Here is a 25,059-nt window from a genome sequence, read left to right as displayed (position 1 = left end):
GCAAGAGGGGGAGCGCAGGCCGAAACCCAATCGTGACCGAGGGCCCCGGAGCCCCCGGCCGGACATGACGGCGGCCCGGCCCCGGATCCGTGGACCCCGGGCCGGGCCGGACGGGACGGCCGCCGGCTCAGTCGCCGAGCGCGGCCTCGAACATGCCCGCCTCGTAGGAACCGCCCTTCTGGTGCGTGATCACGGCCAGCCGGTTGGCCGCGTTGATCAGGGCGACGAGGCAGACCAGCGCGGCGGTCTGGTCGTCGTCGTAGTGCTTGCGCACCAGGGCCCAGGTCTCGTCGGACACGCCCTGGTGGGCGTCGGCGAGCCGGGTGCCCTCCTCGGCGAGCGCGAGCGCGGCCTGCTCGGCCTCGGTGAACACGGTCGACTCGCGCCAGGTGGCGACCAGATGGAGCCGGACCGCGCTCTCACCGGCCGCCGCGGCCTCCTTGACGTGCATGTCGACGCAGTGGCCGCAGCCGTTGATCTGGCTGGCCCGCAGCGACACCAGCTCCTGCGTCGACTTCGGCAGTGCCGACTGCTGGACCAGCAGGCCGGCGCCCGCGAACCGCTTGGCGAACTTCCCGGCGAACTCGTTCTCGAACAGGTTGAATCGGGCGTCCATGATCTCGTCCTCGCTCTCGGCGCCTCACTGACGAACACGAGACGCCGGCGGCCCGGTCCCTGTGACGGGATGCCGGTGTGATGCGGGCCACCGCCGACCGATGTCACGGAACGGCGGCGACCGGTGTCCTGTGCGCGGGACACCGTCGGAGTCGAACCAACGGGAGAAGCCGGTGACGACCGAGAACAGCGGGCACGGACAGGGCGGCACGACCGGGCGGGCGGCCACCGCCGGCGGCGGGGGCACGGACCCCGCTACCGAGGCCTTCGTCGCCCACCGCAACCTGCTCTTCACGGTCGCCTACGAGATGCTCGGCTCGGCCGCCGACGCCGAGGACGTCCTCCAGGAGACCTGGCTGCGCTGGGCGGACGTCGACCTGGCCACGGTGCGCGAGCGGCGCGCGTACCTCGTCCGGATCACCACCCGCCAGGCCCTGAACCGGCTGCGCACGCTCGGCCGCCGCAAGGAGTCCTACGTCGGCTCCTGGCTGCCCGAGCCGCTGCTCACCGCCCCCGACGTGGCCGAGGACGTGGAGCTGGCCGACAGCGTGTCGATGGCGATGATGCTGGTGCTGGAGACGCTGACGCCGACGGAGCGGGCGGTGTTCGTACTGCGCGAGGTGTTCGACCTCGGCTACGACGAGATCGCCGAGGCCGTGGACAAGAGCCCGGCCGCAGTCCGGCAGATCGCGCACCGGGCCCGCGCGCACGTCGCGGCACGCCGCCCGCGCGGGGTGGTCTCGGCGACCGAGTCCCAAAAGGCGCTCGACGCGTTCCGGCGGGCCGTCGAGACGGGCGACCTCCAGGGCCTGCTCGACATCCTCTCCCCGGACGTCGTCCTGCTCGGCGACGGCGGCGGCATCAAGCGGGCCGTCCTGCGGCCCGTCACGGGGGCCGACAAGGTGGCCCGCCTGATGCTCGGCGGACTGCTCAAGCAGGCCGCGGCGGTGTCGCTGGGGCCCGCCCAGGTCAACGGTTACCCGGCGCTGACCGTCCACCTCGACGGCGAACTCGACACCGTGGTGGCGGTCCGCTTCGACGACGGCCGCATCACGGGCCTCTACGCCGTCCGCAACCCCGAGAAGCTGTCGCACATGGATCGGGATACGGCCCTGCGCCGGTGAGCGACCGGTTCACCGAGGTTCCGGCAGCGTTTCGCCGGTCTCCAGCAGGGTCTTGAGGCTGGACAGGAGGGCGGGCCAGCCGTGCTGGATCATCTCGCGGGCGGTGCTGCCGGGGTCGAAGCCGTCGTGGACGACGGTCAGCTTCACCGACCCGCCACCGAGGTCCTCGATCTCGAACGTGACCTTCGAGCGCGGCTCGGCGGAGAGCTTGGCGAGGGTCTCCTCGTCGATCCCGTTGGCCTTCGCCCACTCGGGCGTGAAGGTGTGCCAGGTGTACGACAGGCGCCGGCAGGGGTCGGACTCGAGGACGACCTGCTCGGGATCGGCGGTCTCCGCGGCCCGCTCCCTCCACACCATGGGCGACCGGGCAGCCCAGTCGGTGGCGAATTCGAGGCCCCAGTAGCGGCGGGTGAAGGCCGGGTCGGTCAGGCCCTGCCACAGCTTCTCCGGCGTGGTCCTGATGTAGGTCGTGTAGACGAACGCGTTGCTGTCCGTGCTGTCCATGGCGGTGTCCTCCAGTGCCTGCTTGAGGTCGGCGAGCGCGCGCACCCGCTCACGGTCGTAGCGGCTGATCCAGCGTTCGGCGATGGCGTTGATCGGTCCGGCGTCGAGGTAGTGCAGCTTCTCCCGTCCCCGCCGGACGGTGGTGACCAGGTGGGCCGCCTCCAGCAGCGCCAGATGCTTGCTGACCGACTGCCGGGCCATGTCCAGCCCGGTGCACAGCTCGCGCAGGCTCTGCCCGTTGCGCGCGTTCAGACTGTCCAGCAGTCGTCGCCGGCTGCCGTCGGCCAGCGCCTTGAAGACCTCGTCCATCTCCGCCCCTCTGATATGCAGCCCAATGGCTGCCTATTACGTTAGGCAGCCTTCAGGCTGCACGTCAAACGCGCGAGGTCGCGATATTCACTACCGCCGTGGTCGCCGAGGGCGGAGACTCGACCCATGGCGGACATGGCATCGTTGAGGGACGCGGTCACGGCGTGGGCGGCGGGCGGCCCCGAAGACCCCGCACGCGACCTCGCCGAGCGCCTGTCCGTCCGGACGGCGGTGCTGCTCGAAGGGCCGAGCGACACGGCGGCGGTCGACGCGCTGGCCGCGCACCACGGCCGGGACCTGGCGGCAGAGGGCGTCTGCGTCCTGGCGATGGGCGGCGCGATGAGCGTCGGCCGCTTCGCCGGCCTGCTCGGCCCGTCCGGCCTGGACCTCCGCCTGGCGGGCCTGTGCGACGAACGGGAGCGCGGCTACTACGTCCGCGCCCTGGACCGGGCGAACGCCTCCCCGCACGACCTCTTCGTCTGCACGGCCGACCTGGAGGACGAGCTCATCCGCGCGCTCGGTGAGGAGCGGGTGACGGAGCTCATCGAGGAGGAGGGCGACCTCCGTCCCCTCCAGACCTTCCTCCGCCAGCCCGCCCAGCAGGGCCGCCCCGCCCGGCAGCAGCTCCGCCGCTTCTTCGGCACCAAGAAGGGCCGCAAGATCCACTACGGTCGCGTCCTCGTCGAGGCCTTGGACCCCGCCCGCACCCCGGCGCCACTCGCGGGCCTGATGGCGGGGCTCTGACCGGGGGGAGTATCCGGCAACCGTGAACACATGACCCGAGGTTGTACTTGACGCGCTCGAATGAGCGCGTGGGTGACACTTGGCCGGTGAGTGTCCTCGTTTTTTGGGGGTGGGTGGTTCCAGGGGGTCAGGCGGAGGCCAGCTCGCACCACACGTACTTGCCCCGGTTGCCGTGTCTGGCCAGCGGATGCCACCCCCACACGTCGGCGCAGGCCCGCACCAGCGCCAGCCCCCGCCCTTCCTCCAGCTCCTCCACCCGCCCGAAGGCGGCCGGGGGTTCGGGCGGTTCGGGGTCCGCGTCCCAGGCCCCGATCCGCAGCGTTCCCGGCGGCGACCAGCGGATGCGGAGGGCGGCGGGGCCCTTGGTGTGCCGTACGGCGTTGGTGATCAGCTCCGTGGCGAGCAGTTCGGCGACGTCGACGAGGCGGATCAGGCCGTGCATGGTGAGGACCAGGCGGAGGGTGCGGCGGCTGACGGTGACGGCGCGGAGATCGTTGGGGATGTAGAGGGAGTACTCCCACGGGTCGGTTTCGGGCATGCGGAACTCCTCGTTCGGTGGAATGCGTCGAGTGCGGGCCGGGTGTCAATGCCGCAGCCGTCATGGCAGGACGGCGCGGTGCGCTTCCGGCGGCCCGGTTGCACATGGTGTGCGTCGCGTCACTGAAGGTAGACCTTAAAGTTTCGGCGCGGCAAGCCGGTCGCGTAATCTTCACCCCGAACGAGTCGCGTCAGCCGACGCGTTGAGGTGAGGAGCGGTCTTTTGCCCACGAGGCGCGAACCAACAGCGCGGCAACTGCGCCTTGCGGTGGAACTGCGCAGACTTCGCGAGGCGGCCGGACTCACCGCCCGGCAGGCCGCGACCATGCTAGGGGTCAGTAACGTCCAGATCAGTCAGATCGAGGCGGGGTTGTCGGGAGTCAGCGAGCAACGGCTCCGCCGCCTCGCTTCCCATTACGCCTGCACCGACGACGAACTGGTCGACGCCTTGGTGGAGATGGCCACCGATCGTACGAAGGGGTGGTGGGAGGAGTATCGGGGGCTACTGCCCACGCCGTTTCTGGACCTGGCGGAACTGGACCACCACGCCACCTACGTGCAGGACGTGGCCATCCTGCATGTGCCGGGCCTGTTGCAGACAGAGAATTACGCCCGCGCCGTCTTCTCTTCGAGGATTCCCGAACTGACCTCGGAGGAACTGGATCTGCGGGTGCGTCACCGGCTGACCAGGCAGGAGAAGGCTGCCTTCCCTCATGAGGTCATCGTCCACGAGTCCGCCCTCCGGATCAGGGTCGGTGATCGCATCGCTGCCCGGGCTCAACTCGTACGCCTCCTTGAGGCTTCCGAGAGCGACCGCATCACCTTGCGGGTCATTCCCTTCGATCTGGACGGTTTCGCCAGGGCCTCAAGCACGATGACGTACGTCGGTGGAGCCGTGCGCAAGCTGGACACCGTGGTGCGCGACGCACCGCATGGTGCGTTCCTCATCGACTCAGAAGCCCAACTCGGCGCCTATCGAACGCGCTTCCGTAAGGTAGAGGACGTCTCGCTCGACCCGGACCGATCGCGTGACTTCATCCACCGGCTGACGAAGGAGCTGTGAGCCCCATGGACAACTGGCGAAAGTCGTCCTACTCCGGTGAGGGCGACGGCAACAACTGCGTGGAAGTCGCGACGCGCCCGGCCCGAGTTACCGTCCGCGACAGCAAAACCCCCACCCGAGCCACCCTCAGCTTCCCGCCGGAGGCCTTCGCGCTCTTCCTCCAAGCCCTCAAGCCGCAGGCGGGCCGTTAACTGAGCCCCCCTCCGGGCCGCCCATGTCACACCCCACCGGTACCGTCGGATCATGCCCAACCAGCCCCCCGCGGCCCCGGGCGAGCGGCGGCTCGCCACCCTCGAAGGCGTCCTGGAACGCATCACGTACGCCAACGAGGAGAACGGCTACACCGTCGCCCGGGTCGACACCGGCAGAGGCGCCGGCGACCTGCTGACCGTCGTCGGCGCGCTGCTCGGCGCCCAGGTCGGGGAGTCGCTACGGATGGAGGGCCGCTGGGGCTCGCACCCGCAGTACGGCAAGCAGTTCCACGTCGAGAACTACACGACCGTACTGCCCGCCACCGTGCAGGGCATCCGCCGCTACCTCGGCTCCGGCCTCGTCAAGGGCATCGGGCCGATCTTCGCCGACCGCATCACGCAGCACTTCGGCATCGACACCCTCACGATCATCGAGGAGGAGCCGAAGCGGCTCATCGAAGTGCCCGGACTCGGCCCCAAGCGGACCAAGAAGATCGCCGACGCCTGGGAGGAGCAGAAGGCGATCAAGGAGGTCATGCTCTTCCTCCAGACCGTCGAGGTGTCCACCTCCATCGCCGTGCGCATCTACAAGAAGTACGGGGACGCCTCGATCTCCGTCGTGAAGAACCAGCCCTACCGCCTCGCCGCCGACGTCTGGGGCATCGGCTTCCTCACCGCCGACAAGATCGCCCAGTCCGTGGGTATCCCGCACGACAGCCCGGAGCGGGTGAAGGCGGGCCTGCAGTACGCCCTGTCGCAGGCCACCGACCAAGGGCACTGCTACCTCCCCGAGGAGAAGCTGATCGCCGACGCGGTGAAGCTGCTCCAGGTGGACACCGGGCTCGTCATCGAGTGCCTGGCCGAGCTGGCCGCCGAGCCGGAGGAGGGCGAGGACCCGGGGGTCGTGCGGGAGAAGGTCCCCGACCCGGAGGGCGGCGACCCCGTCACCGCCGTCTACCTCGTCCCGTTCCACCGCGCCGAGCTGGCCCTGGCGGGACAGCTGCGCCGCCTCCTCCGCTCGGACGAGGACCGGATGCCCGCCTTCCAGGACGTGGCCTGGGACAAGGCGCTCGGCTGGCTGGGGCGGCGTACCGGTGCCGACCTCGCCCCCGAGCAGGAGGCGGCCGTCAAGCTGGCCCTCACCGAGAAGGTCGCCGTCCTCACCGGCGGCCCCGGCTGCGGCAAGTCGTTCACCGTCCGGTCGATCGTGGAGCTGGCCCGCGCCAAGAAGGCCAAGGTGGTGCTCGCCGCCCCGACCGGCCGGGCCGCCAAGCGCCTCGCCGAGCTGACCGGCGCCGAGGCGTCCACCGTGCACCGGCTGCTGGAGCTCAAGCCCGGCGGTGACGCCGCCTACGACCGGGACCGGCCGCTCGACGCCGACCTGGTGGTGGTCGACGAGGCGTCCATGCTGGACCTCCTCCTCGCCAACAAGCTGGTCAAGGCCGTACCCCCGGGTGCCCACCTGCTCTTCGTCGGGGACGTCGACCAGCTGCCCAGCGTGGGGGCGGGGGAGGTGCTGAGGGATCTGCTCGCCGACGGCGGTCCCGTGCCCGCGGTCCGCCTCACCCGGGTCTTCCGCCAGGCCCAGCAGTCGGGGGTGGTGACCAACGCGCACCGGATCAACGCCGGGCAGCACCCGCTCACCGACGGCATGAAGGACTTCTTCCTCTTCGTCGAGGACGACACCGAGGAGGCGGGGCGGCTCACCGTGGACGTCGCCGCGCGGCGCGTACCCGCCAAGTTCGGGCTCGATCCCCGCCGTGACGTGCAGGTGCTCGCCCCCATGCACCGCGGCCCCGCAGGCGCCGGCGCGCTCAACGGGCTGCTCCAGCAGGCCATCACCCCGGGCCGCCCGGATCTCGCCGAGAAGCGGTTCGGCGGTCGTGTCTTCCGGGTCGGCGACAAGGTCACCCAGATTCGCAACAATTACGAGAAGGGTGAGAACGGTGTCTTCAACGGCACCGTCGGCGTGGTCACCTCACTCGACCCGGTGGACCAGCGCCTCACCGTGCTCACGGACGAGGACGAGGAGGTTCCGTACGAATTCGACGAACTGGACGAACTGGCCCACGCCTACGCGGTGACCATCCACCGCTCCCAGGGCAGCGAATACCCGGCGGTGGTGATCCCCGTGACGACCGGCGCCTGGATGATGCTCCAGCGGAACCTGCTGTACACGGCGGTCACCCGGGCCAAGAAGCTGGTCGTCCTCGTCGGTTCCCGCAAGGCGATCGGACAGGCGGTGCGCACGGTCTCGGCCGGCCGGCGCTGCACGGCGCTCGACTTCCGGCTGGCGGGCTCCTGACCCACAGGCCCTCCGGGTAAACCTCCCGACCCCTGTGACAAAAATGATCGATCAAATGAGTCGGGAAGGTCACAGAGCACTTCCGGATGGGGTCGGGAGGGGGCAGGATGGGCTGGTTGGCGGCACTGAGTGCCGCCAATAGGCCCGATGGTCGACCCCGAGTGCACTCTCCTGAGCCAAGTGGGGGATGGTAGAGACAGTCAGGGCACCTCGAAGATGAGGCACTACGTCGGTGAGGGAAGACGTGAGCGACAACTCTGTAGTACTGCGGTACGGCGATGGCGAGTACACCTACCCGGTGATCGACAGCACCGTCGGCGACAAGGGCTTCGACATCGGGAAGCTCCGAGCCCAGACCGGTCTGGTGACGCTGGACAGCGGTTACGGCAACACCGCCGCATACAAGTCCGCCATTACCTATCTGGACGGCGAAGCCGGCATCCTCCGGTACCGCGGCTACCCGATCGAGCAGCTGGCCGAGCGCTCGTCCTTCGTGGAGGTCGCCTACCTGCTGATCAACGGCGAGCTGCCGACCGTCGACGAGCTCACCGCGTTCCAGAACGAGATCACGCAGCACACCCTGCTGCACGAGGACGTCAAGAACTTCTACAAGGGCTTCCCGCGCGACGCCCACCCGATGGCCATGCTGTCGTCGGTGGTCTCCGCGCTGTCGACGTTCTACCAGGACAGCCACAACCCGTTCGACGAGCGCCAGCGCAACCTCTCGACGATCCGGCTGCTCGCCAAGCTTCCGACGATCGCCGCCTACGCGTACAAGAAGTCGATCGGCCACCCGTTCGTCTACCCGCGCAACGACCTCGGCTACGTCGAGAACTTCCTGCGCATGACGTTCTCGGTCCCGGCGCAGGAGTACGAGCTCGACCCGATCGTCGTCTCCGCGCTCGACAAGCTGCTGATCCTGCACGCGGACCACGAGCAGAACTGCTCGACCTCCACGGTCCGCCTGGTCGGTTCCTCGCAGGCGAACATGTTCGCCTCGATCTCCGCCGGCATCAACGCCCTCTGGGGCCCGCTGCACGGCGGCGCCAACCAGTCGGTGCTGGAGATGCTGGAGGGCATCCGCGACTCCGGCGGCGACGTCGACACCTTCATCCGCAAGGTGAAGAACAAGGAGGACGGCGTCCGCCTGATGGGCTTCGGCCACCGGGTCTACAAGAACTTCGACCCCCGCGCCAAGATCATCAAGGCCGCCGCGCACGACGTGCTCTCCGCCCTCGGCAAGTCCGACGAGCTGCTGGACATCGCCCTGAAGCTGGAGGAGCACGCGCTCTCCGACGACTACTTCGTCTCGCGCAGCCTCTACCCGAACGTCGACTTCTACACCGGTCTGATCTACCGGGCCATGGGCTTCCCGACCGAGATGTTCACGGTCCTGTTCGCCCTCGGCCGGCTGCCGGGCTGGATCGCCCAGTGGCACGAGATGATCAAGGAGCCGGGCTCCCGCATCGGCCGCCCGCGCCAGATCTACACCGGCGTCGTCGAGCGCGACTTCGTGCCGGTCGAGGAGCGCTGAGCGCCCCCTCCCCGGGCTTGTGGGCCCCGTACTCGACGCGCTGCCGTCGGGTGCGGGGCCTGTCGCGTTCTCGCCCCGTCCCGCCCGCCCGCCCGCCGTCCTGTTGCCCCGCGGGCCGCGAACAGCAGAAGGCGCCCCGGCGCCGGTCCCCCCACGGGCCGACGACCAGGGCGCCTTCCCATGTCCCGGTGCGGATTCCCCCCACGGGATCCGGCCGGGCGTCTGTGAGGACAGCGCCTGAATCGCTGTACTGAGCACAACGAGCGAAACCCGCCGTGCCTGTCGTGCCGTTCTTTCGCGTGTTGCGTGTCGCCTGTGTCCGTCGTCGTGCGGTCTGCCGGGACAACGCACGCCCGGGAGGGCCGCTCAAAGCTTCCCGGTGTACGTGTCCCGGCAACGCAGCTCTGGGAAAGTCCCCCAAGACATCCCCAGATGCCAGGTGGCGCCCCCCAAGACGCTGCCTGACATCGCCAACTTAGACCTTCGAACCCCTTCGATGGTTACGTTCGCATCACTGTGATCTGCGTCTCTTGCATATGTCCCTTAGGTGCGCAAGAGCCCCGATACGCCGACCGGGACCCAAGCGTAAGGAAGATGCGCGAGCCTTGTGAAGAGCTTATGTGAGGTGCGTGCCGGACTCCAGAGGGCTCCGGTCATCGAGACCTCAGTGAAACGCGCGCAGCCGCAGGCTGTTGGTCACCACGAACACCGAGGAGAAGGCCATCGCCGCCCCCGCGATCATCGGGTTCAGCAGCCCCGCGGCGGCCAGCGGCAGCGCGGCCACGTTGTAGCCGAAGGCCCACACGAGGTTGCCCTTGATCGTGGACAGGGTGCGCCGGGACAACCGGATCGCGTCCGCGGCCACCCGCAGGTCACCGCGGACCAGCGTCAGGTCGCCCGCCTCGATGGCCGCGTCCGTCCCCGTGCCCATCGCCAGGCCCAGGTCGGCGGTGGCGAGCGCGGCGGCGTCGTTGACGCCGTCGCCGACCATGGCGACCGCACGGCCCTCGCGCCGCAGCCGCTCCACCACGGCCACCTTCTCCTCGGGCAGCACCTCGGCGATCACCTCGTCGATGCCGACGGCGCGGGCGACCGACTCGGCGACCCGCCGGTTGTCGCCGGTCAGCAGTACGGGGGTGAGGCCGAGCCGGCGCAGCTCGGACACCGCCTCGGCGCTGGTCTCCCGGACCGTGTCCGCCACGGCGACCACTCCGCGCGCCGCGCCGTCCCACCCGACCACGACGGCCGTACGTCCGCCCCTCTCGGCCTCGTCGCGAGCGCGGGCCAACCCGGGCGGGAGGGTGTCGTGCAGACGCCCCACGACCACCTCACGGCCCTCCACGCGCCCGCGTACGCCCCGCCCCGGGACGTTCTCGAAGTCCTCGACGCCGGGCAGCGCGCCGACCCGCTCCTCGGCGCCGGCGGCGACCGCGCGCGCCACGGGGTGCTCGGAGGCGTGCTCGACGGCGCCCGCGAGGCGCAGCACCTCCTCCTCGTCGGTGCCCTCGGCGGCGTACACCTCGTGCAGGGCCATGCGGCCCGTGGTGACGGTGCCGGTCTTGTCCAGGACGACCGTGTCGACGCGCCGCGTGGACTCCAGCACCTCCGGACCCTTGATGAGGATGCCGAGCTGGGCGCCGCGCCCGGTGCCGACCATCAGCGCGGTCGGCGTGGCCAGGCCCAGCGCGCACGGGCAGGCGATGATCAGTACGGCGACGGCGGCGGTGAACGCGGCGACCGTGTCACCGGTGGCGCCCAGCCACCCGCCGAAGGTGGCGAACGCGATCAGCAGCACGACGGGCACGAAGACGCCCGAGATCCGGTCGGCGAGCCGCTGCACCTCGGCCTTGCCGCTCTGCGCGTCCTCGACCAGCTGCGCCATCCGCGCCAGCCGCGTGTCGGCGCCGACCCGGGTGGCCTCGACCACCAGCCGGCCCCCGGCGTTGACCGTGGCGCCGGTGACGGTGTCGCCGGCGCCGACGTCCACCGGGACCGACTCGCCGGTGAGCATCGAGGCGTCCACGGCACCGGCGCCCTCGACCACCGTGCCGTCGGTGGCGATCTTCTCGCCGGGCCGTACGACGAACCGGTCGCCGACCGCCAGCCGGCCCACCGGAATCCGTACCTCGCGCCCGTCCCGCAGTACCGCGACGTCCTTCGCGCCCAGCTCCATCAGCGCCCGCAGCGCGGCCCCTGCGCGGCGCTTGGCGCGGGCCTCCAGCCAGCGGCCGAGGAGGAGGAAGGCGGTGACCCCGGCCGCGGCCTCCAGGTAGATCGCGGAGGCGCCGTCGGCACGGGAGACGGTGAGGTCGAAGCCGTGCCGCATGCCCGGCATGCCCGCGTCCCCGAAGAACAGCGCCCACAGCGACCAGCCGAACGCCGCGAGCGTGCCGAGCGAGACCAGGGTGTCCATGGTCGCCGCGCCGTGCCGCAGGTTGGTCCAGGCGGCGCGGTGGAAGGGCAGCCCGCCCCAGACCACGACGGGAGCGGCCAGGGTGAGCGAGAGCCACTGCCAGTTGTCGAACTGGAGCGCCGGGACCATCGCGAGCAGCACGACGGGGGCGGCGAGGAGGGCGGAGACGACCAGGCGCCGGCGCAGGGCGGACAGCTCGGGGTCGTCGGCGCCCGCCGCGGACCCGGCGCCCTGCGGCGGCTCGGCCTCCTCGGCCGGCTGTGGTTCCTCGGCGGTGTAGCCGGTCCTGACGACGGTGGCGATCAGGTCGGCGACCGGGGTGGTCGCCGGGTACGTGATCCGTGCCTTCTCCGTCGCGTAGTTCACCGTGGCGGTGACGCCGTCCATCCGGTTCAGCTTCTTCTCGACACGGGCGGCGCAGGAGGCGCAGGTCATCCCGCCGACGATCAGCTCGACCTCGGCGAGGTCCGGCTCGGCGGCCGTGGCGTCCGTGGGCGATTCCGCGGTGGTGCTGGTCATGGTCCGGACTCCAGACGGGCCGGCCGGACCGTGCGAGGCCCGGCCGGAGGGGCTGTGGGAGGTGCTGGGTGCTTCGGAACGGGGCCGCGGCGGGCCGTGGGCGGCGCCCGGGCGGTCGGCCGTGCCCCCGGTGGCGTGGCCGCTCAGGCCCTGCCGACCAGCTCGAAGCCCGCCTCGTCCACGGCGGCGCGTACGGCCTCGTCGTCGAGGGGCGCCTCGGAGACGACGGTGACCACGCCGGTGGACGCGACGGCCTGCACCGAGCCGACGCCCGCGATCTCGGAGATCTCGCCGGAAACGGCGCCCTCGCAGTGTCCGCAGCTCATTCCGCTCACCTTGTAGACGGTGGTGACGGAGCCCTGGGTGTCGGTCTGGGTGGTCATGTCGTTGCTCCTCGTCGGGGCGTTCGTGGCGGGTACGCGTGGTCCGGCGCGGACCACTCACCTTCCACTGTACCCCTAGGGGGTATGACGCCGGATGGGCCTGCCGTGAGATGAGGGGCGGGAAGCGGAGACTCCGCTACAGAAGTTACGGAAGTGAGGGTGACGGATGCGCGCGGTCGTGTTCGAGCGCTTCGGTGAGCCGGCCGAGGTGCGGGAGGTCGCCGACCCGCGGCCCGCGCCGCACGGCGTCGTGGTCCGCGTCGAGGCCACCGGGCTGTGCCGCAGCGACTGGCACGGATGGCAGGGCCACGACCCGGACATCACGCTGCCGCACGTGCCCGGCCACGAGCTCGCCGGCGTCGTCGAGGCGGTCGGCGACCGGGTGGCCGGCTGGCGGCCCGGCGACCGGGTGACCGTGCCCTTCGTCTGCGCCTGCGGGAGCTGCGGGGCGTGCGCGGCGGGCGACCAGCAGGTGTGCGAACGCCAGACCCAGCCGGGCTTCACCCACTGGGGGTCCTTCGCCGAGTACGTGGCGCTCGACCACGCCGACGTCAACCTCGTCGCCGTGCCCGAGGGCATGTCGTACGCCACGGCCGCCTCGCTGGGCTGCCGGTTCGCCACCGCCTTCCGCGCCGTCGCGCAGCAGGGCCGCGTCGCGGCGGGGGAGTGGGTCGCGGTGCACGGCTGCGGGGGCGTCGGCCTGTCCGCGGTGATGATCGCCGCGGCGTCTGGCGCGCGGGTGGTCGCCGTGGACGTGTCGGGCCGGGCGCTGGAGCTGGCGCGCGCCTTCGGCGCGGTGGAGTGCGTGGACGCCTCCCGGACGCCGGACACCGCGGCGGCCGTCCGCGACCTCACCGGCGGCGGCGCCCACCTCTCCCTCGACGCCCTCGGCTCCCCCGTCACCTGCGCCGCGTCCGTGAACGGCCTGCGCCGCCGCGGCCGGCACGTCCAGGTCGGGCTGCTGCCCTCGGCCGACGGCACCACACCGGTGCCGATGGCCCGCGCCGTCGCCCTGGAGCTCGAACTCGTCGGCAGCCACGGGATGGCCGCGCACACCTACCCGCCGATGCTGGAACTGGTCCGCGGCGGAGTGCTCCGCCCCGACCTGCTGGTGACGTCCACCATCGGGCTGGATGCGGTCCCGGCGGCCCTCGCGGCGATGGGGACGGCGCCCGGCGCGGGCGTGACGGTCATCGAGCCGTGACGGCCGCCCCGGGGTGCCCTCGGTCGGCGTCGGGCCGCCCGCGGTCGGCCTCGGAGGGCCCGTGTCCGGTCGAGGGGTGCCCGCGGTGGGCGGCCCACTCGTGGTCGAGGACGGCCATCAGCACCTCGTCCACCCACACGCCGTCCCGCCGCTCCACCTCGCGCCGCAGGCCCTCACGCACGAATCCGACCTTCTCGTAGACCCGCAGCGCCCGGTGGTTGAAGGCGTAGGCGTCCAGCTGGATGCGGTGCAGGCCCAGTTCCTCGAAGCCGTACCCGACGATCAGCCGGGTCGCCTCGGTGCCGATGCCCCGGCCGCGTCCCCGTGCGCCGATCAAGGTGCGGAAGGTGCAGGCGCGGTCCTCGGGCACCCAGTCGTGGAGCACGACCTCGCCGAGCACCTCGCCGTCGGCGGGGTCGGTGACGGCGAGGTCGAGTCGGTCGGGCTGGGCGCCGCGGGAGCCGTACCAGGTGCGCAGCACCTCGGGTGTGAGTTCGCGCCCCGGTGAGCCGGTGAAGCGCCGCACCTCGGGGTCGCCGATGATCTCCCACATGCGCTCGGCGTCCGCCTCGGTGAACGGTCGCAGTACGGTCCTGTCACCGGTCAGGACGGGTTTCACGGAGAAGTCCATGGGCGGAACTGTGCCCCACGCGACCATGGGGCACCGAACGAATTTCCGGCCCCCGGGCTACCGCTTCCGGTTGCGCGGCCGGGACGCCACCCAGGCCCGGATCGTGTCCGCGTACCAGTAGGGCTTCCCGCCCTCCACGTGGTCGGGTGGCGGCAGCAGCCCGTGCTTCCGGTACGACCGGACGGTGTCCGGCTGCACCCGGATGTGGGCCGCGATGTCCTTGTAGGACCAGAGCCTTCGGTCGGTCACTCGTTGCACCTCCCTGCGCGCACCTCGGCGGCGGCCGGGGACGGCCGCCGGGGGGAGCCGGGTGCGGCGCCGGCGATCTCCAAGCCTGTGCCGGGTGAACGACGTCGGGTGCGGGGCGGTCCGGGCCCGTTCCCGGGTGTGACGGAAGACCCGCCTCCGCGTGACACGTGTGACAGAAGGAGCGTTTTTGTGACACGAGTGCCGCAAACGCGTACGCCGGAGTTCAGGCGTGGCGCGTTGACTTCCGCTGTGCGGGGCGGTGTGCGTCGGCGGACGGCTGACTCTCGGGCCATGTCGTCCGAATGTCCGGACAAAACATTGACAGGCCGCATCCGCGGGGCTAGAAACCGGGGGAGACGCGACGGCGCGCAGTGAACGACGGGCACCGAAGGGGAACGCGATGGCGCACGACCCGATCGCCGGGAGCCCGGAGTCCGCGCCCGCCGACGCCGGTTCCCCCACCGAACGCCTCCGGCGCGGGGCGGCCGCCCCGCCCTGGCAGGAGCGAGGCGCGAGCGCCGACTCCCCGCTCGCATCGGCCCGCGCCGGAGGTTCCCGCGTCCCGCAGGGGCGCCGGCCGCCGACACTGCCCCACGTGTCTACGCGGACACCCAAACCGCAGACACAGTGTCGGGCGCGCCCGGAGCGCCCGACTGCTGGGATGGACCCATGGCAGTGACCGCGACCCGAACGCCCCGGACCGCGACCCGAACGCCCCGGACCGCGTCCCGAACGCCCCGGACCACGGCCCGATGGCCGCGGACGGCGCTCCGGTCGTCGCCGGTCACCGCCCATGAGCTGGACCAACGGCACGTCTCGACCCGTCGCCGCCATCTGTGAAGGAGTTCTCGGTCATGACGAACATCGTCAACCACTGGATCGGCGGCAAGACCGCCGAAGGCGCCTCGGGCACGTACGGGCCGGTGACGAACCCGGCGACCGGCGCGGTCACCACCAAGGTCGCCTTCGCCTCGGTCGAGGAGGTGGACGCCGCGGTCGCCGCCGCCAAGGACGCGTACCTGACCTGGGGTCAGTCCTCGCTGGCGCAGCGCACCTCGATCCTCTTCAAGTTCCGGGCGCTGCTGGACGCCCACCGCGACGAGATCGCCGAGCTGATCACCGCCGAGCACGGCAAGGTGCACTCCGACGCGCTCGGCGAGGTCGCGCGCGGCCTGGAGATCGTCGACCTGGCCTGCGGCATCAGCGTGCAGCTGAAGGGCGAGCTGTCGACGCAGGTCGCCACCCGCGTCGACGTGTCCTCGATCCGGCAGCCGCTCGGTGTCGTCGCCGGCATCACCCCGTTCAACTTCCCGGCGATGGTGCCGATGTGGATGTTCCCCATCGCCATCGCCTGCGGCAACACCTTCGTGCTCAAGCCGAGCGAGAAGGACCCGTCGGCCGCGAACAGGATCGCCGAGCTGCTCGCCGAGGCCGGTCTGCCGGACGGCGTCTTCAACGTCGTGCACGGTGACAAGGTGGCCGTGGACCGCCTCCTGGAGCACCCGGACGTCAAGGCGGTCTCCTTCGTCGGCTCGACCCCGATCGCCCGCTACATCCACACCACCGCCTCGGCCAACGGCAAGCGCGTCCAGGCCCTCGGCGGCGCCAAGAACCACATGCTGGTGCTGCCGGACGCCGACCTCGACGCGGCGGCCGACGCGGCCGTCTCCGCGGCCTACGGCTCGGCCGGCGAGCGCTGCATGGCGATCTCCGCGGTCGTGGCGGTCGGCGCGGTCGGCGACGAGCTGGTCGAGAAGATCCGCGAACGCGCCGAGAAGATCAAGATCGGCCCGGGCGACGACCCGACGTCCGAGATGGGCCCCCTCATCACCAAGGCGCACCGCGACAAGGTGGCGTCCTACGTGGAGGGCGCGGCGGCCGAGGGCTGCGAGGTCGTCCTGGACGGCACCGGCCACACGGTCGACGGCCACGAGGACGGCCACTGGATCGGCATCTCGCTGCTGGACAAGGTGCCGACCACGGCCAAGGCGTACCAGGACGAGATCTTCGGCCCGGTGCTGTGCGTGCTGCGCGCGGACACCTACGAGGAGGGCCTGGCGCTCATCAACGCCTCCCCCTTCGGCAACGGCACCGCGATCTTCACCCGGGACGGCGGCGCGGCCCGCCGCTTCCAGCTGGAGGTCGAGGCGGGCATGGTCGGCGTGAACGTGCCGATCCCGGTCCCCGTCGGCTACCACTCCTTCGGCGGCTGGAAGGACTCGCTCTTCGGCGACCACCACATCTACGGCAACGACGGCACGCACTTCTACACCCGCGGCAAGGTCGTCACCACCCGCTGGCCGGACCCGGCCGACGCCCCGACCGGCGTGGACCTGGGCTTCCCGCGCAACCACTGATCCGGACCGCTGAGCGCGACCGCTGAGCGCGACCACCGAGGCCCCGGTGCCCCGGCCCACCCGTGCGGGCCGGGGCACCCTCCTGTGGTCTCAGCCGGCCGTCGCGCCCGAGCTCTTCGCTTCCTCGCTGAGGTCCGCGACCTCCTGCGCGGGCGGGGCCACGATCTCCTCGGTGGCGCCGAACCTGTCGAAGTCCATGGTGACCTTCATGGCGCCGAACTCCTGCTCCAGGCGCACCGGCAGGTCCTTCTCGCCCACCCAGATGTCCATGGTGATCGAGTCGCCGCCGGTGGAGCCGAGCATGCTGTCGGCGCCGCTGAAGGCCTCCTTGAACTTGCCCAGGTCCTTCTCGTCGAGCACCGCACGGTAGTGGGTGGTGGGCTTGCCGTTGACGTTCTCCGCGCCGAGGTCCTCGACGTCGCTCGCGTACTTGAGGCCCTTCATGGAGTCCGCCGGGCTGGCCCCGCCGCTCCCGCTGAACGCGGCGGCGCCCGACTCGCCGAACACCACCGACCCGTCGATCTTGATCCATTCCTTGCCCTCGAGCGGGCCGTCGGGCTGCGGATCGATGTCGTAGTAGTAGGCGCCGTCGACGAACAGGGTGCGCACGGTCGGGGAGTCCGTGAGGTCCTGCATCTGCACGGCCTCGGTGTCCATCTCGACGTCGAGCGCGTAGCCGTCGCCCCAGGAGTAGGTGCCGTCCATGGCGATCGGCTCGCCGGTGCCCAGGTCGGTCGTCGTCCTGACCTCGGCGGAGCCCAGCTCCTCGGTCCGGTCGGTGGCCCGCGAGAGCGCCGCCATGATCGTGTCAGCCTTGCTCACGGCCGTGTCGGCCGCCTTGCCGGTGCTCTCGGCCACCTTGTCGGCGCTTTCGGTCGCCGACCCGGCGCTCTCCGAGCCGCACGCGGTCGCCGCGACCATCGCCGCCGCCGTCAGCCCCACCCAGGCCGCGCTGTACCTCAGTTTCATGAGTCCCCACCCGTTGCCGTGACTGTGATTCACCTGTGCCCGGGACTCTACCGGGCACCACCGACAGCGTCCGGTCACCGGACGACGGGACGTTTCTTCGCCCCGCTCCCGTCCGCCGGGGCCCCCGGGACGTAATCCGCCGGCAACTCCGCCTACCGCGTCCGTGGTACGCGGCGCCCGCCCCGTACTTCCGTGGGAGGGGCGGAGGTTCGGCCCCGGGGCTGCCCCCGATGTCGGCGGCGGCCCGTACCGTTGACACATGGATCTTCGACTGCCCCGCGTGCGAGGGCTGCTACGGGGCCCGCGGCGGATGCTCGCCGCCGGGGCCGCCGTCGTCGTGCTCGCCGGCGCCGGGACCTGGACGGCCGTCGCCGGTGACGACCCGCCCCCGGTGCACCGCTCGGACCGGGTCGTGGCCGTGGGCGACGGGGTGCGCCTGGACACCTCGTACTTCACGGCGGGCTCCGACGGCCGCCGCCCGGCCGTACTTCTCGCGCACGGCTTCGGCGGCAGCAAGGCCGACGTACGGGACCAGGCGGAGGACCTCGCCCGCGACGGGTACGCGGTCCTGACCTGGTCGGCGCGCGGCTTCGGCGAGTCCACCGGGAAGATCGGGCTGAACGCCCCGGACGGCGAGGTCGCCGACGTCTCCCGGCTGATCGACTGGCTGGCGCAGCGGCCCGAGGTGCGGCTGGACGAGCGGGGCGACCCGCGCGTGGGCGTGGCCGGCGGCTCCTACGGCGGCGCGGTCGCGCTGCTGGCCGCCGGGCACGACCACCGGGTCGACGCGATCGCCCCGGCCGTCACGTACTGGAACCTCTCGGACGCCCTCTTCCCGAACGGCGTCTTCAAGAAGCTGTGGGCGGGCATCTTCGTCAACCTGGGCGGTGGCTGCGAGCGGTTCGAGGACGAGCTGTGCCGGATGTACGAGCGGGTCGCCGAGTCCGGGACGCCGGACGCGCGGGCCACGGCTCTCCTCGACGAACGCAGCCCGCAGGCCGTCGCCGACCGCATCGACGTACCGACGTTGCTGGTCCAGGGCCAGACCGACTCCCTCTTCCCGCTGGACCAGGCCGACCTGGCCGCCGAGGCGATCGGCGACAACGGCGCCCCGGTGGCCGTCGACTGGATCGCGGGCGGGCACGACGGCGGTGACATGGAGACGGACCGCGTCCAGGCCCGCGTCGGGGCGTGGTTCGACCGCTATCTGAAGGACGACGAGTCGGCCGGCACCGGCCCCGCCTTCCGCGTCACCCGCACCCTGGGCACCGGCAGCGGCGACGGCGAACCCCGCCTGGAGGGCGTGAGCGCCGACTCCTACCCCGGTCTGGCCGGCGAGCCGCGCGCGATCGAACTGCGCGGCCGCGAGCAGTCCTTCGACAACCCGCCCGGCGCGAGCCCGCCCGCCGTCTCCGCCCTCCCCGGCATCGGCGGCTCCGGCGGACTCTCCCAGCTCTCCTCCCTCGGTATCGGCGTCTCCCTCGACTTCCCCGGCCAGCACGCCGCCTTCGAGTCGGCACCCCTGGAGGAGGACGTCCGGATCACCGGCTCGCCGACCGCCACCGTGCACGTGGAGTCCACCAAGGACGAAGCCGTGCTCTTCGCCAAGGTGTACGACGTCGGGCCGGGCGGCACCCAGCCGGTCCTCCCCTCCCAACTGGTCACGCCCGTCCGGGTGGACGACATCGGTGACGGCAGGGACGTGAAGCTGACCCTGCCCGCGATCGACCACGAGGTGGAGCGCGGCCACCGCCTGCGCCTGGTCCTGTCCTCCACCGACCTCGGCTACGCATCCCCGGCCGCCCCCGCCACGTACACCGTCTCCCTGAAGGGCGATCTGGCCGTCCCGACGGGCCTCGGCGACACCGGCCAGGTGGCGGGGCTGCCCGCCTGGGTCTGGTGGGCGCCCCTCGCGGGCGCCGCGGTGGCCGCGGCCCTGCTGCTGACCGCCCGCCGCCGCACCACCGCGCCGCCGCCCGACCCCGCGCTGGCCGGTGTCCCGCTCCAGATCACCGGTCTGACCAAGCGGTACGGCAAGTCCGGCGACCGGTTCGCCGTCCGGGACCTGTCCTTCCGCGTGGAGCAGGGCCAGGTGCTCGGCCTGCTCGGGCCGAACGGCGCGGGCAAGACGACGACCCTGCGCATGCTCATGGGCCTGATCACGCCGGACGACGGTGAGATCCGCGTGTTCGGTCACGCCATCGCGCCGGGCGCCCCGGTGCTCTCCCGCGTCGGCGCGTTCGTCGAGGGCGCGGGCTTCCTGCCGCACCTGTCCGGCAGGGAGAACCTGGAGCTGTACTGGCGGGCCACCGGCCGCCCGCCCGAGGACGCCCACCTGGACGAGGCCCTGGAGATCGCCGGGCTCGGCGACGCGCTCGCCCGCGCGGTGCGCACCTACTCCCAGGGCATGCGCCAGCGCCTGGCCATCGCCCAGGCCATGCTGGGCCTGCCCGACCTGCTGATCCTGGACGAGCCGACCAACGGCCTGGACCCGCCGCAGATCCGCGAGATGCGCGAGGTGATGATCCGCTACGCGGCGGCCGGCCGCACGGTGATCGTCTCCAGCCACCTGCTGTCCGAGGTCGAGCAGAGCTGCACCCACCTGGTGGTCATGGACCGCGGGCGGCTCGTCCAGGCGGGCCCGGTCGGCGAGATCGTCGGCTCCGGGGACACGCTGCTGGTGGGCACCTTCGCGGCGGTGGACACGCCCCTGGCCGAGAAGGTGGCCGCCCTGCCGGGCGTGGCCTCGGCGGCGGCGACCGACGGCGGCCTGCTGGTCCGCCTCGGACCCGGCGGAACCGCCCGGGACCTGATCGCCGAACTCGTCCGCCTGGACGTGCCCGTGGAGTCGGTGGGCCCCCACCGGCGCCTCGAGGACGCCTTCCTCACCCTGATCGGAGACCCGGCATGAGCACGCAGGTCGAACGCGCCGCGCCCGCCGGCCCCCGGGAGGTCGCCGAGGGCTACCGCGCGGGCCGCACGCTGCCCGTGCGGGTGGAGCTGGTCCGCCAGCTGAAGCGGCGGCGCACGCTCGTGATGGGCGGCATCCTGTTCGCCCTGCCGTTCGTGCTGCTCGTCGCCTTCCGGATCGGCGGCGAGCCGGGCGGGGCGAACGGCCAGATCAGCCTGATGGACTCGGCCACCGCGTCGGGGGCCAACTTCGCCGCGGTGAACCTGTTCGCCTCCGCGGGCTTCCTCCTCGTCGTGCCCGTCGCCCTGTTCTTCGGGGACACGGTCGCCTCGGAGGCCGGCTGGTCCTCCCTGCGCTATCTGCTGGCGGCGCCGGTGCCCCGTGCCCGCCTGCTCTGGTCCAAGCTGGTCGTCGCCCTCACCCTCAGTCTGGCCGCGATCGTCCTGCTGCCGCTGACCGCGCTGGCCGTCGGCACGGCCGCCTACGGCTGGGGGCCGCTGGAGCTGCCCACCGGCGGCAGCCTGCCCACCGGCACCGCGGCCGAGCGCCTGGCGATCACGGTGGCGTACGTCTTCGTCTCGCAACTGGTCACCGCTGCGCTGGCGTTCTGGCTGTCCACCAAGACGGACGCTCCGCTCGGCGCGGTCGGCGGCGCGGTCGGCCTGACCATCATCGGCAACGTCCTGGACGAGGTGACCGCCCTCGGCGGCTGGCGCGAGTTCCTGCCCGCGCACTGGCAGTACGCCTGGCTCGACACGGTCCGTCCCGAGCTGGACTGGACCCGCCTGATCCAGGGCACGTCGCTCTCGCTGACGTACGCACTCGTGCTGTTCGCCCTGGCCTTCCGCGGGTTCGCCCGCAAGGACATCGTGTCCTAGTGGGGCTGGCCGTCCCCGGGGGTTGACTGCTTCTTACGCACAAGTAAGTTTACTCAGGAGTAAGCAGGAGCAGTACGTAGGACAGCACGTCAGTCCGACCGCGACCGGGAGCCGTCATGGGCGTACGCAGGGACCTGAAACGGGCGAGGCAGCGCGGCGACCTGGTCTCCCGCGCACGGACCGAGACCGTCAGGGACGCGGACGGCACTGTCCGCGAGGCCCGCACCGCGCCCCTGGCGTCCCGGCCCACCACGGGCAGCACCGCCGACATCCCGTTCACCAACGCGGCCGAGGCCCCCGACGCGGTGGTCCTGCGCCGCCAGGTGAACGGCGCCTGGCAGCCCGTCACCGCGGCGCAGTTCGCCCGCGAGGTGACCGCCGTGGCCAAGGGCCTGATCGCCGCCGGCCTCGAACCCGGCGGCCGGGTCGCCGTCATGTCCCGCACCCGCTACGAGTGGACGGTCCTGGACTTCGCGATCTGGACGGCCGGCGGTCAGACCGTGCCCGTGTACGCCACCTCCTCCGCCGACCAGGTTGAGTGGATCGTCCGCGACTCCGGCGCCCGCCACGTCGTCACCGAGACCGCGGCCCACACCGCGACCGTCGTGGCGGGCACGGCCGGTCACGACCAGCACCCGCGCGCCTGGGAACTCGACTCCGGCGCCCTCGCCGACCTCACCGCACTCGGCCTGGGCGTGAGCGACGAGGAGGTCACCAAGCGCCGCACCGCCCTGACCCCGGACACGGTGGCGACCGTCTGCTACACCTCCGGCACCACCGGCCGCCCCAAGGGCTGCGTCCTCACCCACGCCAACCTGCACGCCGAGGCCGCCAACACGGTCGAGCTGCTGCACCCGATCTTCAAGGAGGTCACCGGCCAGACCGCGTCGACCCTCCTCTTCCTGCCGCTCGCCCACATCCTCGGCCGCACCATCCAGATCGCCTGCCTGCTGGCCCGCATCGAGCTCGGCCACTTCCCGAGCATCAAGCCCGACGAACTCCGCCCGGTGCTCAAGGAGTTCCGCCCGACCTTCCTGGTCGGCGTCCCGTACCTCTTCGAGAAGATCCACGACACCGGACGCGCCACCGCCGAGAAGATCGGCCGCGGCGCCTCCTTCGAACGCGCCCACCGCCTCGCCGTCCGCTTCGGCGCCGCCCACCTGGAGCGCTTCCTCGGCCGCGGCAAGGGCCCCGGTCCCGCCCTGTGGGCCGGCTGGGCCCTGTACGACCTGCTGGTCTACCGCCGGGTCCGGGCCGAACTCGGCGGCCGGATGCGCTACGCCATCAGCGGCGGCTCCCCGCTCGAACGCGACCTCAACCTGTTCTTCTACGCCGCCGGAATCATGATCTACGAGGGCTGGGGCCTCACCGAGACCACCGCCGCCGCCACCATCGTCCCGCCGCTCGGCCCCCGCCCCGGCACCGTCGGGCCGCCGATCCCCGGCACGGCCGTGCGCATCGCCGACGACGGCGAGGTGCTGGTCAAGGGCGGCATCGTCTTCGGCGCCTACCGGGGCGACCCCGGGGCCACCGACGCCGTCCTCACCGACGGCTGGTTCGCCACCGGCGACCTCGGCTCCCTGGACGACGACGGCTACCTCACCATCACCGGCCGCAAGAAGGACCTCCTGGTCACCTCCGGCGGCAAGAACGTCTCCCCGGCCGTCCTGGAGGACCGCCTGCGCAGTCGCCCGCCCGTCGCCCAGTGCCTCGTCGTCGGCGACAACCGTCCGTTCGTCGCCGCCCTGGTCACCCTCGACCCGGACGCCGTCGCCCACTGGCTGGCGGTCCGGAAACTGCCCGCCGACACCCCGATGTCCGAGCTCGTGCGGGACGAGCGGATGCGCGCCGACGTCCAGGCGGCCGTCGACCACGCCAACGCGGCCGTCTCCCGCGCCGAGTCGATCCGCGCCTTCCGCATCGTCGAGGGCGAGTTCACCGAGGAGAACGGGCTGCTCACCCCGTCCCTGAAGGTCAAGCGGCAGGCGGCGGTGGCGGCGTACGCGCACGAGATCGAGGCGCTCTACACGCCGGACCGGTGACCGGGGGCGCGGCGGCCCACGACCCGCCCCGCCACCCGGCATTCACGGTCTCATCACGCCGTGAGGCATTCGAGTGAATTCCTCCGCTCTTCTCATTTCGTCGTTTCTCCGCTCGCCAATTCCTCGTTGGCAGGCTGCAGGTCATGGTGCGAGCCGTCAATGCTGTGCTCGCGCGGTTTCTGCCGTCATTCAGGCATGACCGCAAGGAAGGGAAGATTTCATGAAGAAGAGCGCTGCAGTCGTCGCCGGCGCGTTCATGGCCCTCGGCATGGCCGCCCCGGCTTTCGCCGACTCGGGCGCCGAAGCCGCCGCGATCGGTTCCCCGGGGGTCCTGTCCGGCAACGTCGTCCAGGTGCCCGTGCACATTCCCGTGAACGTGTGCGGCAACAGCGTCAACATCGGCGGCCTGCTGAACGAGGCCGCCGACAACACGTGCGTGAACGACTGAGGCCGTTCCGACCAGCCGACCGGCCGCGTCACGGCCGGCTCTGGCCAGCTCATCTGGTCCGGGGCCGGCTTTCCTCCTTTTCCGCGGCCGTTGTGCGGCTCATCCTTCAGTCATCTCTTCAAGTAGGAAGACAACCAGAGTGCGACAGACCTTGAGCAGGGGGATGGTCGCGGCTGCCGCCGCGACGGGCATCCTGTCCCTGTGCGGCAGCCCCGCCCTTGCCGACTCGTCCGCGGACGCCGTCGCCAAGGGCTCGCCCGGCGTCGGGTCGGGCAACGCCGTTCAGGCCCCGGTCAACGTGCCGGTGAACGTCTGCGGCAACACCGTCGACGCGGTCGGCGCCTTCAACCAGGCCGCCGGCAACGAGTGCGTGAACGGCTCGGACGAGCACGCCGACGACTCCGGATCCCACGGCGACGACCGCTCGGGCCACGGCTCGGACCAGGACGGCGGATACGGCGAGGACATCGAGGTCCCGTCCGGTGCCTCGGCGAGCGCTGTGGCCAAGGGCTCGCCCGGCGTCGGCTCCGGCAACGTCGTCCAGGTCCCGGTCGACGTACCGGTGAACCTCTGCGGCAACACCGTCGACGCGGTCGGCGCGTTCAACCCCGCCTACGGCAACTCCTGCGAGCAGGAGAAGACCCCGGGCGGCTACGGCGAGGAGGAGGAGAAGCCTCCGGTCACTCCGCCCACCGACGAGGAGAAGCCTCCGCCGCCCGCCGAGGAGGAGAAGCCTCCGCCGCCGGCCGAGGAGGAGAAGACCCCGCCGCCCGCCGAGGAGGAGAAGACCCCGCCGACCCCGGAAACGGAGCGTCCGCCCGTGCTCGCGGAGACCGGCAACGAGGTCATGCTGGGTTCCGCGGCCGCCGCCGCCGCGCTGGTCGCGGGCGGTGCGATCCTGTACCGCCGAGGCCGGGCCGCCTCCCGCCACTGACCGGGCTCCAGCCCGCATCATCGCCCCCGGCCGGCCTTCCACGGCCCGCCGGGGGCGTCGTGTTGCCCGGCGCCGGTGGACGGGACGGTGCCGGGCCGCCCGGCGCGGGCTCCGCGCCGGGCAGCCCCACCGCCTCCCGACGGGCGCCGTGCCCACCCCGGGACGGCACGGCGCCCTGCCCGCGACCGGTCCTCG

The 25,059-nt window shown here is 71.9% G+C and carries 21 protein-coding genes and 1 pseudogene; 14 read left to right on the top strand and 8 right to left on the bottom strand.

Annotation, left to right across the window (positions count from 1 at the left end):
* Positions 1–127 precede the first annotated feature (127 nt).
* On the bottom strand, positions 128–616 hold the full coding sequence (locus tag ACLIN4_RS12460; RefSeq protein ID WP_100045949.1) for a carboxymuconolactone decarboxylase family protein: 489 nt from the start codon (positions 614–616) through the stop codon (positions 128–130).
* A 130-nt stretch (positions 617–746) separates the two neighbouring features.
* On the opposite strand from ACLIN4_RS12460, the gene ACLIN4_RS12455 reads away from it, so the two are divergent.
* Positions 747–1,739 (top strand): RNA polymerase sigma-70 factor, encoded by a 993-nt coding sequence (locus ACLIN4_RS12455; protein WP_411575781.1) that lies wholly within the window; start codon positions 747–749, stop codon positions 1,737–1,739.
* A 9-nt stretch (positions 1,740–1,748) separates the two neighbouring features.
* On the opposite strand, the gene ACLIN4_RS12450 is transcribed toward ACLIN4_RS12455, so the two are convergent.
* Positions 1,749–2,552, bottom strand: coding sequence for an ArsR/SmtB family transcription factor (locus ACLIN4_RS12450; protein ID WP_411575780.1), 804 nt, complete (start codon positions 2,550–2,552; stop codon positions 1,749–1,751).
* 126 nt (positions 2,553–2,678) lie between these two features.
* Here ACLIN4_RS12450 and ACLIN4_RS12445 point away from each other — a divergent pair, with 126 nt between their 5' ends.
* Complete coding sequence (locus ACLIN4_RS12445) at positions 2,679–3,296, top strand: TOPRIM nucleotidyl transferase/hydrolase domain-containing protein (RefSeq protein WP_382021747.1); 618 nt, start codon at positions 2,679–2,681, stop codon at positions 3,294–3,296.
* Positions 3,297–3,423: 127 nt separating this feature from the next.
* Here the strand turns inward: ACLIN4_RS12445 and ACLIN4_RS12440 are convergent, their stop codons facing one another.
* On the bottom strand, positions 3,424–3,834 hold the full coding sequence (locus tag ACLIN4_RS12440) for an ATP-binding protein (protein WP_290013910.1): 411 nt from the start codon (positions 3,832–3,834) through the stop codon (positions 3,424–3,426).
* A gap of 222 nt (positions 3,835–4,056) precedes the next feature.
* Between ACLIN4_RS12440 and ACLIN4_RS12435 the strand changes: the two genes are divergently transcribed.
* The 4 genes from ACLIN4_RS12435 to ACLIN4_RS12420 all read left to right on the top strand — a co-directional run bounded on the left by ACLIN4_RS12435 (position 4,057) and on the right by ACLIN4_RS12420 (position 8,926).
* The gene (locus ACLIN4_RS12435; RefSeq protein WP_107478364.1) at positions 4,057–4,896 is read left to right on the top strand and encodes a helix-turn-helix domain-containing protein; all 840 of its coding nucleotides are present in this window, start codon (positions 4,057–4,059) and stop codon (positions 4,894–4,896) included.
* 5 nt (positions 4,897–4,901) lie between these two features.
* The gene (locus tag ACLIN4_RS12430) at positions 4,902–5,087 is read left to right on the top strand and encodes a DUF397 domain-containing protein (RefSeq protein WP_107478363.1); all 186 of its coding nucleotides are present in this window, start codon (positions 4,902–4,904) and stop codon (positions 5,085–5,087) included.
* A gap of 52 nt (positions 5,088–5,139) precedes the next feature.
* Positions 5,140–7,392, top strand: coding sequence for an ATP-dependent RecD-like DNA helicase (locus ACLIN4_RS12425; protein WP_290013907.1), 2,253 nt, complete (start codon positions 5,140–5,142; stop codon positions 7,390–7,392).
* A gap of 244 nt (positions 7,393–7,636) precedes the next feature.
* Positions 7,637–8,926, top strand: coding sequence for a citrate synthase (locus ACLIN4_RS12420; protein ID WP_100045941.1), 1,290 nt, complete (start codon positions 7,637–7,639; stop codon positions 8,924–8,926).
* Positions 8,927–9,590: 664 nt separating this feature from the next.
* Here ACLIN4_RS12420 and ACLIN4_RS12415 read toward each other — a convergent pair.
* Positions 9,591–11,858 (bottom strand): heavy metal translocating P-type ATPase, encoded by a 2,268-nt coding sequence (locus tag ACLIN4_RS12415; protein WP_307652796.1) that lies wholly within the window; start codon positions 11,856–11,858, stop codon positions 9,591–9,593.
* A gap of 143 nt (positions 11,859–12,001) precedes the next feature.
* Complete coding sequence (locus tag ACLIN4_RS12410; protein ID WP_100045939.1) at positions 12,002–12,241, bottom strand: heavy-metal-associated domain-containing protein; 240 nt, start codon at positions 12,239–12,241, stop codon at positions 12,002–12,004.
* Positions 12,242–12,407: 166 nt separating this feature from the next.
* Between ACLIN4_RS12410 and ACLIN4_RS12405 the strand changes: the two genes are divergently transcribed.
* Positions 12,408–13,445 (top strand): zinc-dependent alcohol dehydrogenase family protein, encoded by a 1,038-nt coding sequence (locus ACLIN4_RS12405; protein ID WP_100045938.1) that lies wholly within the window; start codon positions 12,408–12,410, stop codon positions 13,443–13,445.
* On the opposite strand, the gene ACLIN4_RS12400 is transcribed toward ACLIN4_RS12405, so the two are convergent.
* Positions 13,432–14,076, bottom strand: coding sequence for a GNAT family N-acetyltransferase (locus ACLIN4_RS12400; protein WP_307652797.1), 645 nt, complete (start codon positions 14,074–14,076; stop codon positions 13,432–13,434). The two genes, ACLIN4_RS12405 and ACLIN4_RS12400, sit on opposite strands and share 14 nt — an antisense overlap.
* Before the next feature lie 57 nt (positions 14,077–14,133).
* Entirely contained in the window at positions 14,134–14,325 is a 192-nt protein-coding gene (locus ACLIN4_RS12395; protein WP_100045937.1) for a helix-turn-helix transcriptional regulator, read from the bottom strand.
* Positions 14,326–14,889: 564 nt separating this feature from the next.
* Here ACLIN4_RS12395 and ACLIN4_RS12390 point away from each other — a divergent pair.
* Together ACLIN4_RS12390 and mmsA are read left to right on the top strand one after the other, a co-directional pair.
* A pseudogene (locus ACLIN4_RS12390) lies at positions 14,890–15,165 on the top strand (hypothetical protein); the annotation flags it as partial.
* 14 nt (positions 15,166–15,179) lie between these two features.
* Positions 15,180–16,682 carry a CoA-acylating methylmalonate-semialdehyde dehydrogenase gene (gene mmsA, locus ACLIN4_RS12385; protein ID WP_411575779.1) on the top strand — a complete coding sequence of 501 codons (1,503 nt, stop codon included), beginning with the start codon at positions 15,180–15,182 and terminating at the stop codon, positions 16,680–16,682.
* A gap of 90 nt (positions 16,683–16,772) precedes the next feature.
* Here the strand turns inward: mmsA and ACLIN4_RS12380 are convergent, their stop codons facing one another.
* Complete coding sequence (locus ACLIN4_RS12380) at positions 16,773–17,651, bottom strand: hypothetical protein (protein WP_290013900.1); 879 nt, start codon at positions 17,649–17,651, stop codon at positions 16,773–16,775.
* A 259-nt stretch (positions 17,652–17,910) separates the two neighbouring features.
* On the opposite strand from ACLIN4_RS12380, the gene ACLIN4_RS12375 reads away from it, so the two are divergent.
* The 5 genes from ACLIN4_RS12375 to ACLIN4_RS12355 all read left to right on the top strand — a co-directional run bounded on the left by ACLIN4_RS12375 (position 17,911) and on the right by ACLIN4_RS12355 (position 24,864).
* Complete coding sequence (locus ACLIN4_RS12375) at positions 17,911–20,562, top strand: alpha/beta fold hydrolase (RefSeq protein ID WP_411575778.1); 2,652 nt, start codon at positions 17,911–17,913, stop codon at positions 20,560–20,562.
* The gene (locus ACLIN4_RS12370) at positions 20,559–21,440 is read left to right on the top strand and encodes an ABC transporter permease (protein WP_289903152.1); all 882 of its coding nucleotides are present in this window, start codon (positions 20,559–20,561) and stop codon (positions 21,438–21,440) included. Before ACLIN4_RS12375 ends, ACLIN4_RS12370 begins: the two co-directional genes overlap by 4 nt.
* A 116-nt stretch (positions 21,441–21,556) precedes the next feature.
* Complete coding sequence (locus tag ACLIN4_RS12365) at positions 21,557–23,482, top strand: AMP-dependent synthetase/ligase (protein WP_411575777.1); 1,926 nt, start codon at positions 21,557–21,559, stop codon at positions 23,480–23,482.
* A gap of 220 nt (positions 23,483–23,702) precedes the next feature.
* On the top strand, positions 23,703–23,930 hold the full coding sequence (locus ACLIN4_RS12360; RefSeq protein WP_100045932.1) for a chaplin: 228 nt from the start codon (positions 23,703–23,705) through the stop codon (positions 23,928–23,930).
* 139 nt (positions 23,931–24,069) lie between these two features.
* A complete protein-coding gene (locus ACLIN4_RS12355) occupies positions 24,070–24,864 on the top strand; it encodes a chaplin (protein ID WP_411575776.1) in 795 nt (264 codons plus the stop codon).
* Positions 24,865–25,059 lie beyond the last annotated feature (195 nt).

The sequence above is a fragment of the Streptomyces mutabilis genome (assembly GCF_046628145.1).
GTDB classification, from domain to species: Bacteria; Actinomycetota; Actinomycetes; order Streptomycetales; family Streptomycetaceae; genus Streptomyces; species Streptomyces mutabilis.
Note: the sequence above shows the minus strand (reverse complement) of the source record. Positions and strands in the feature narration are given on the sequence as shown.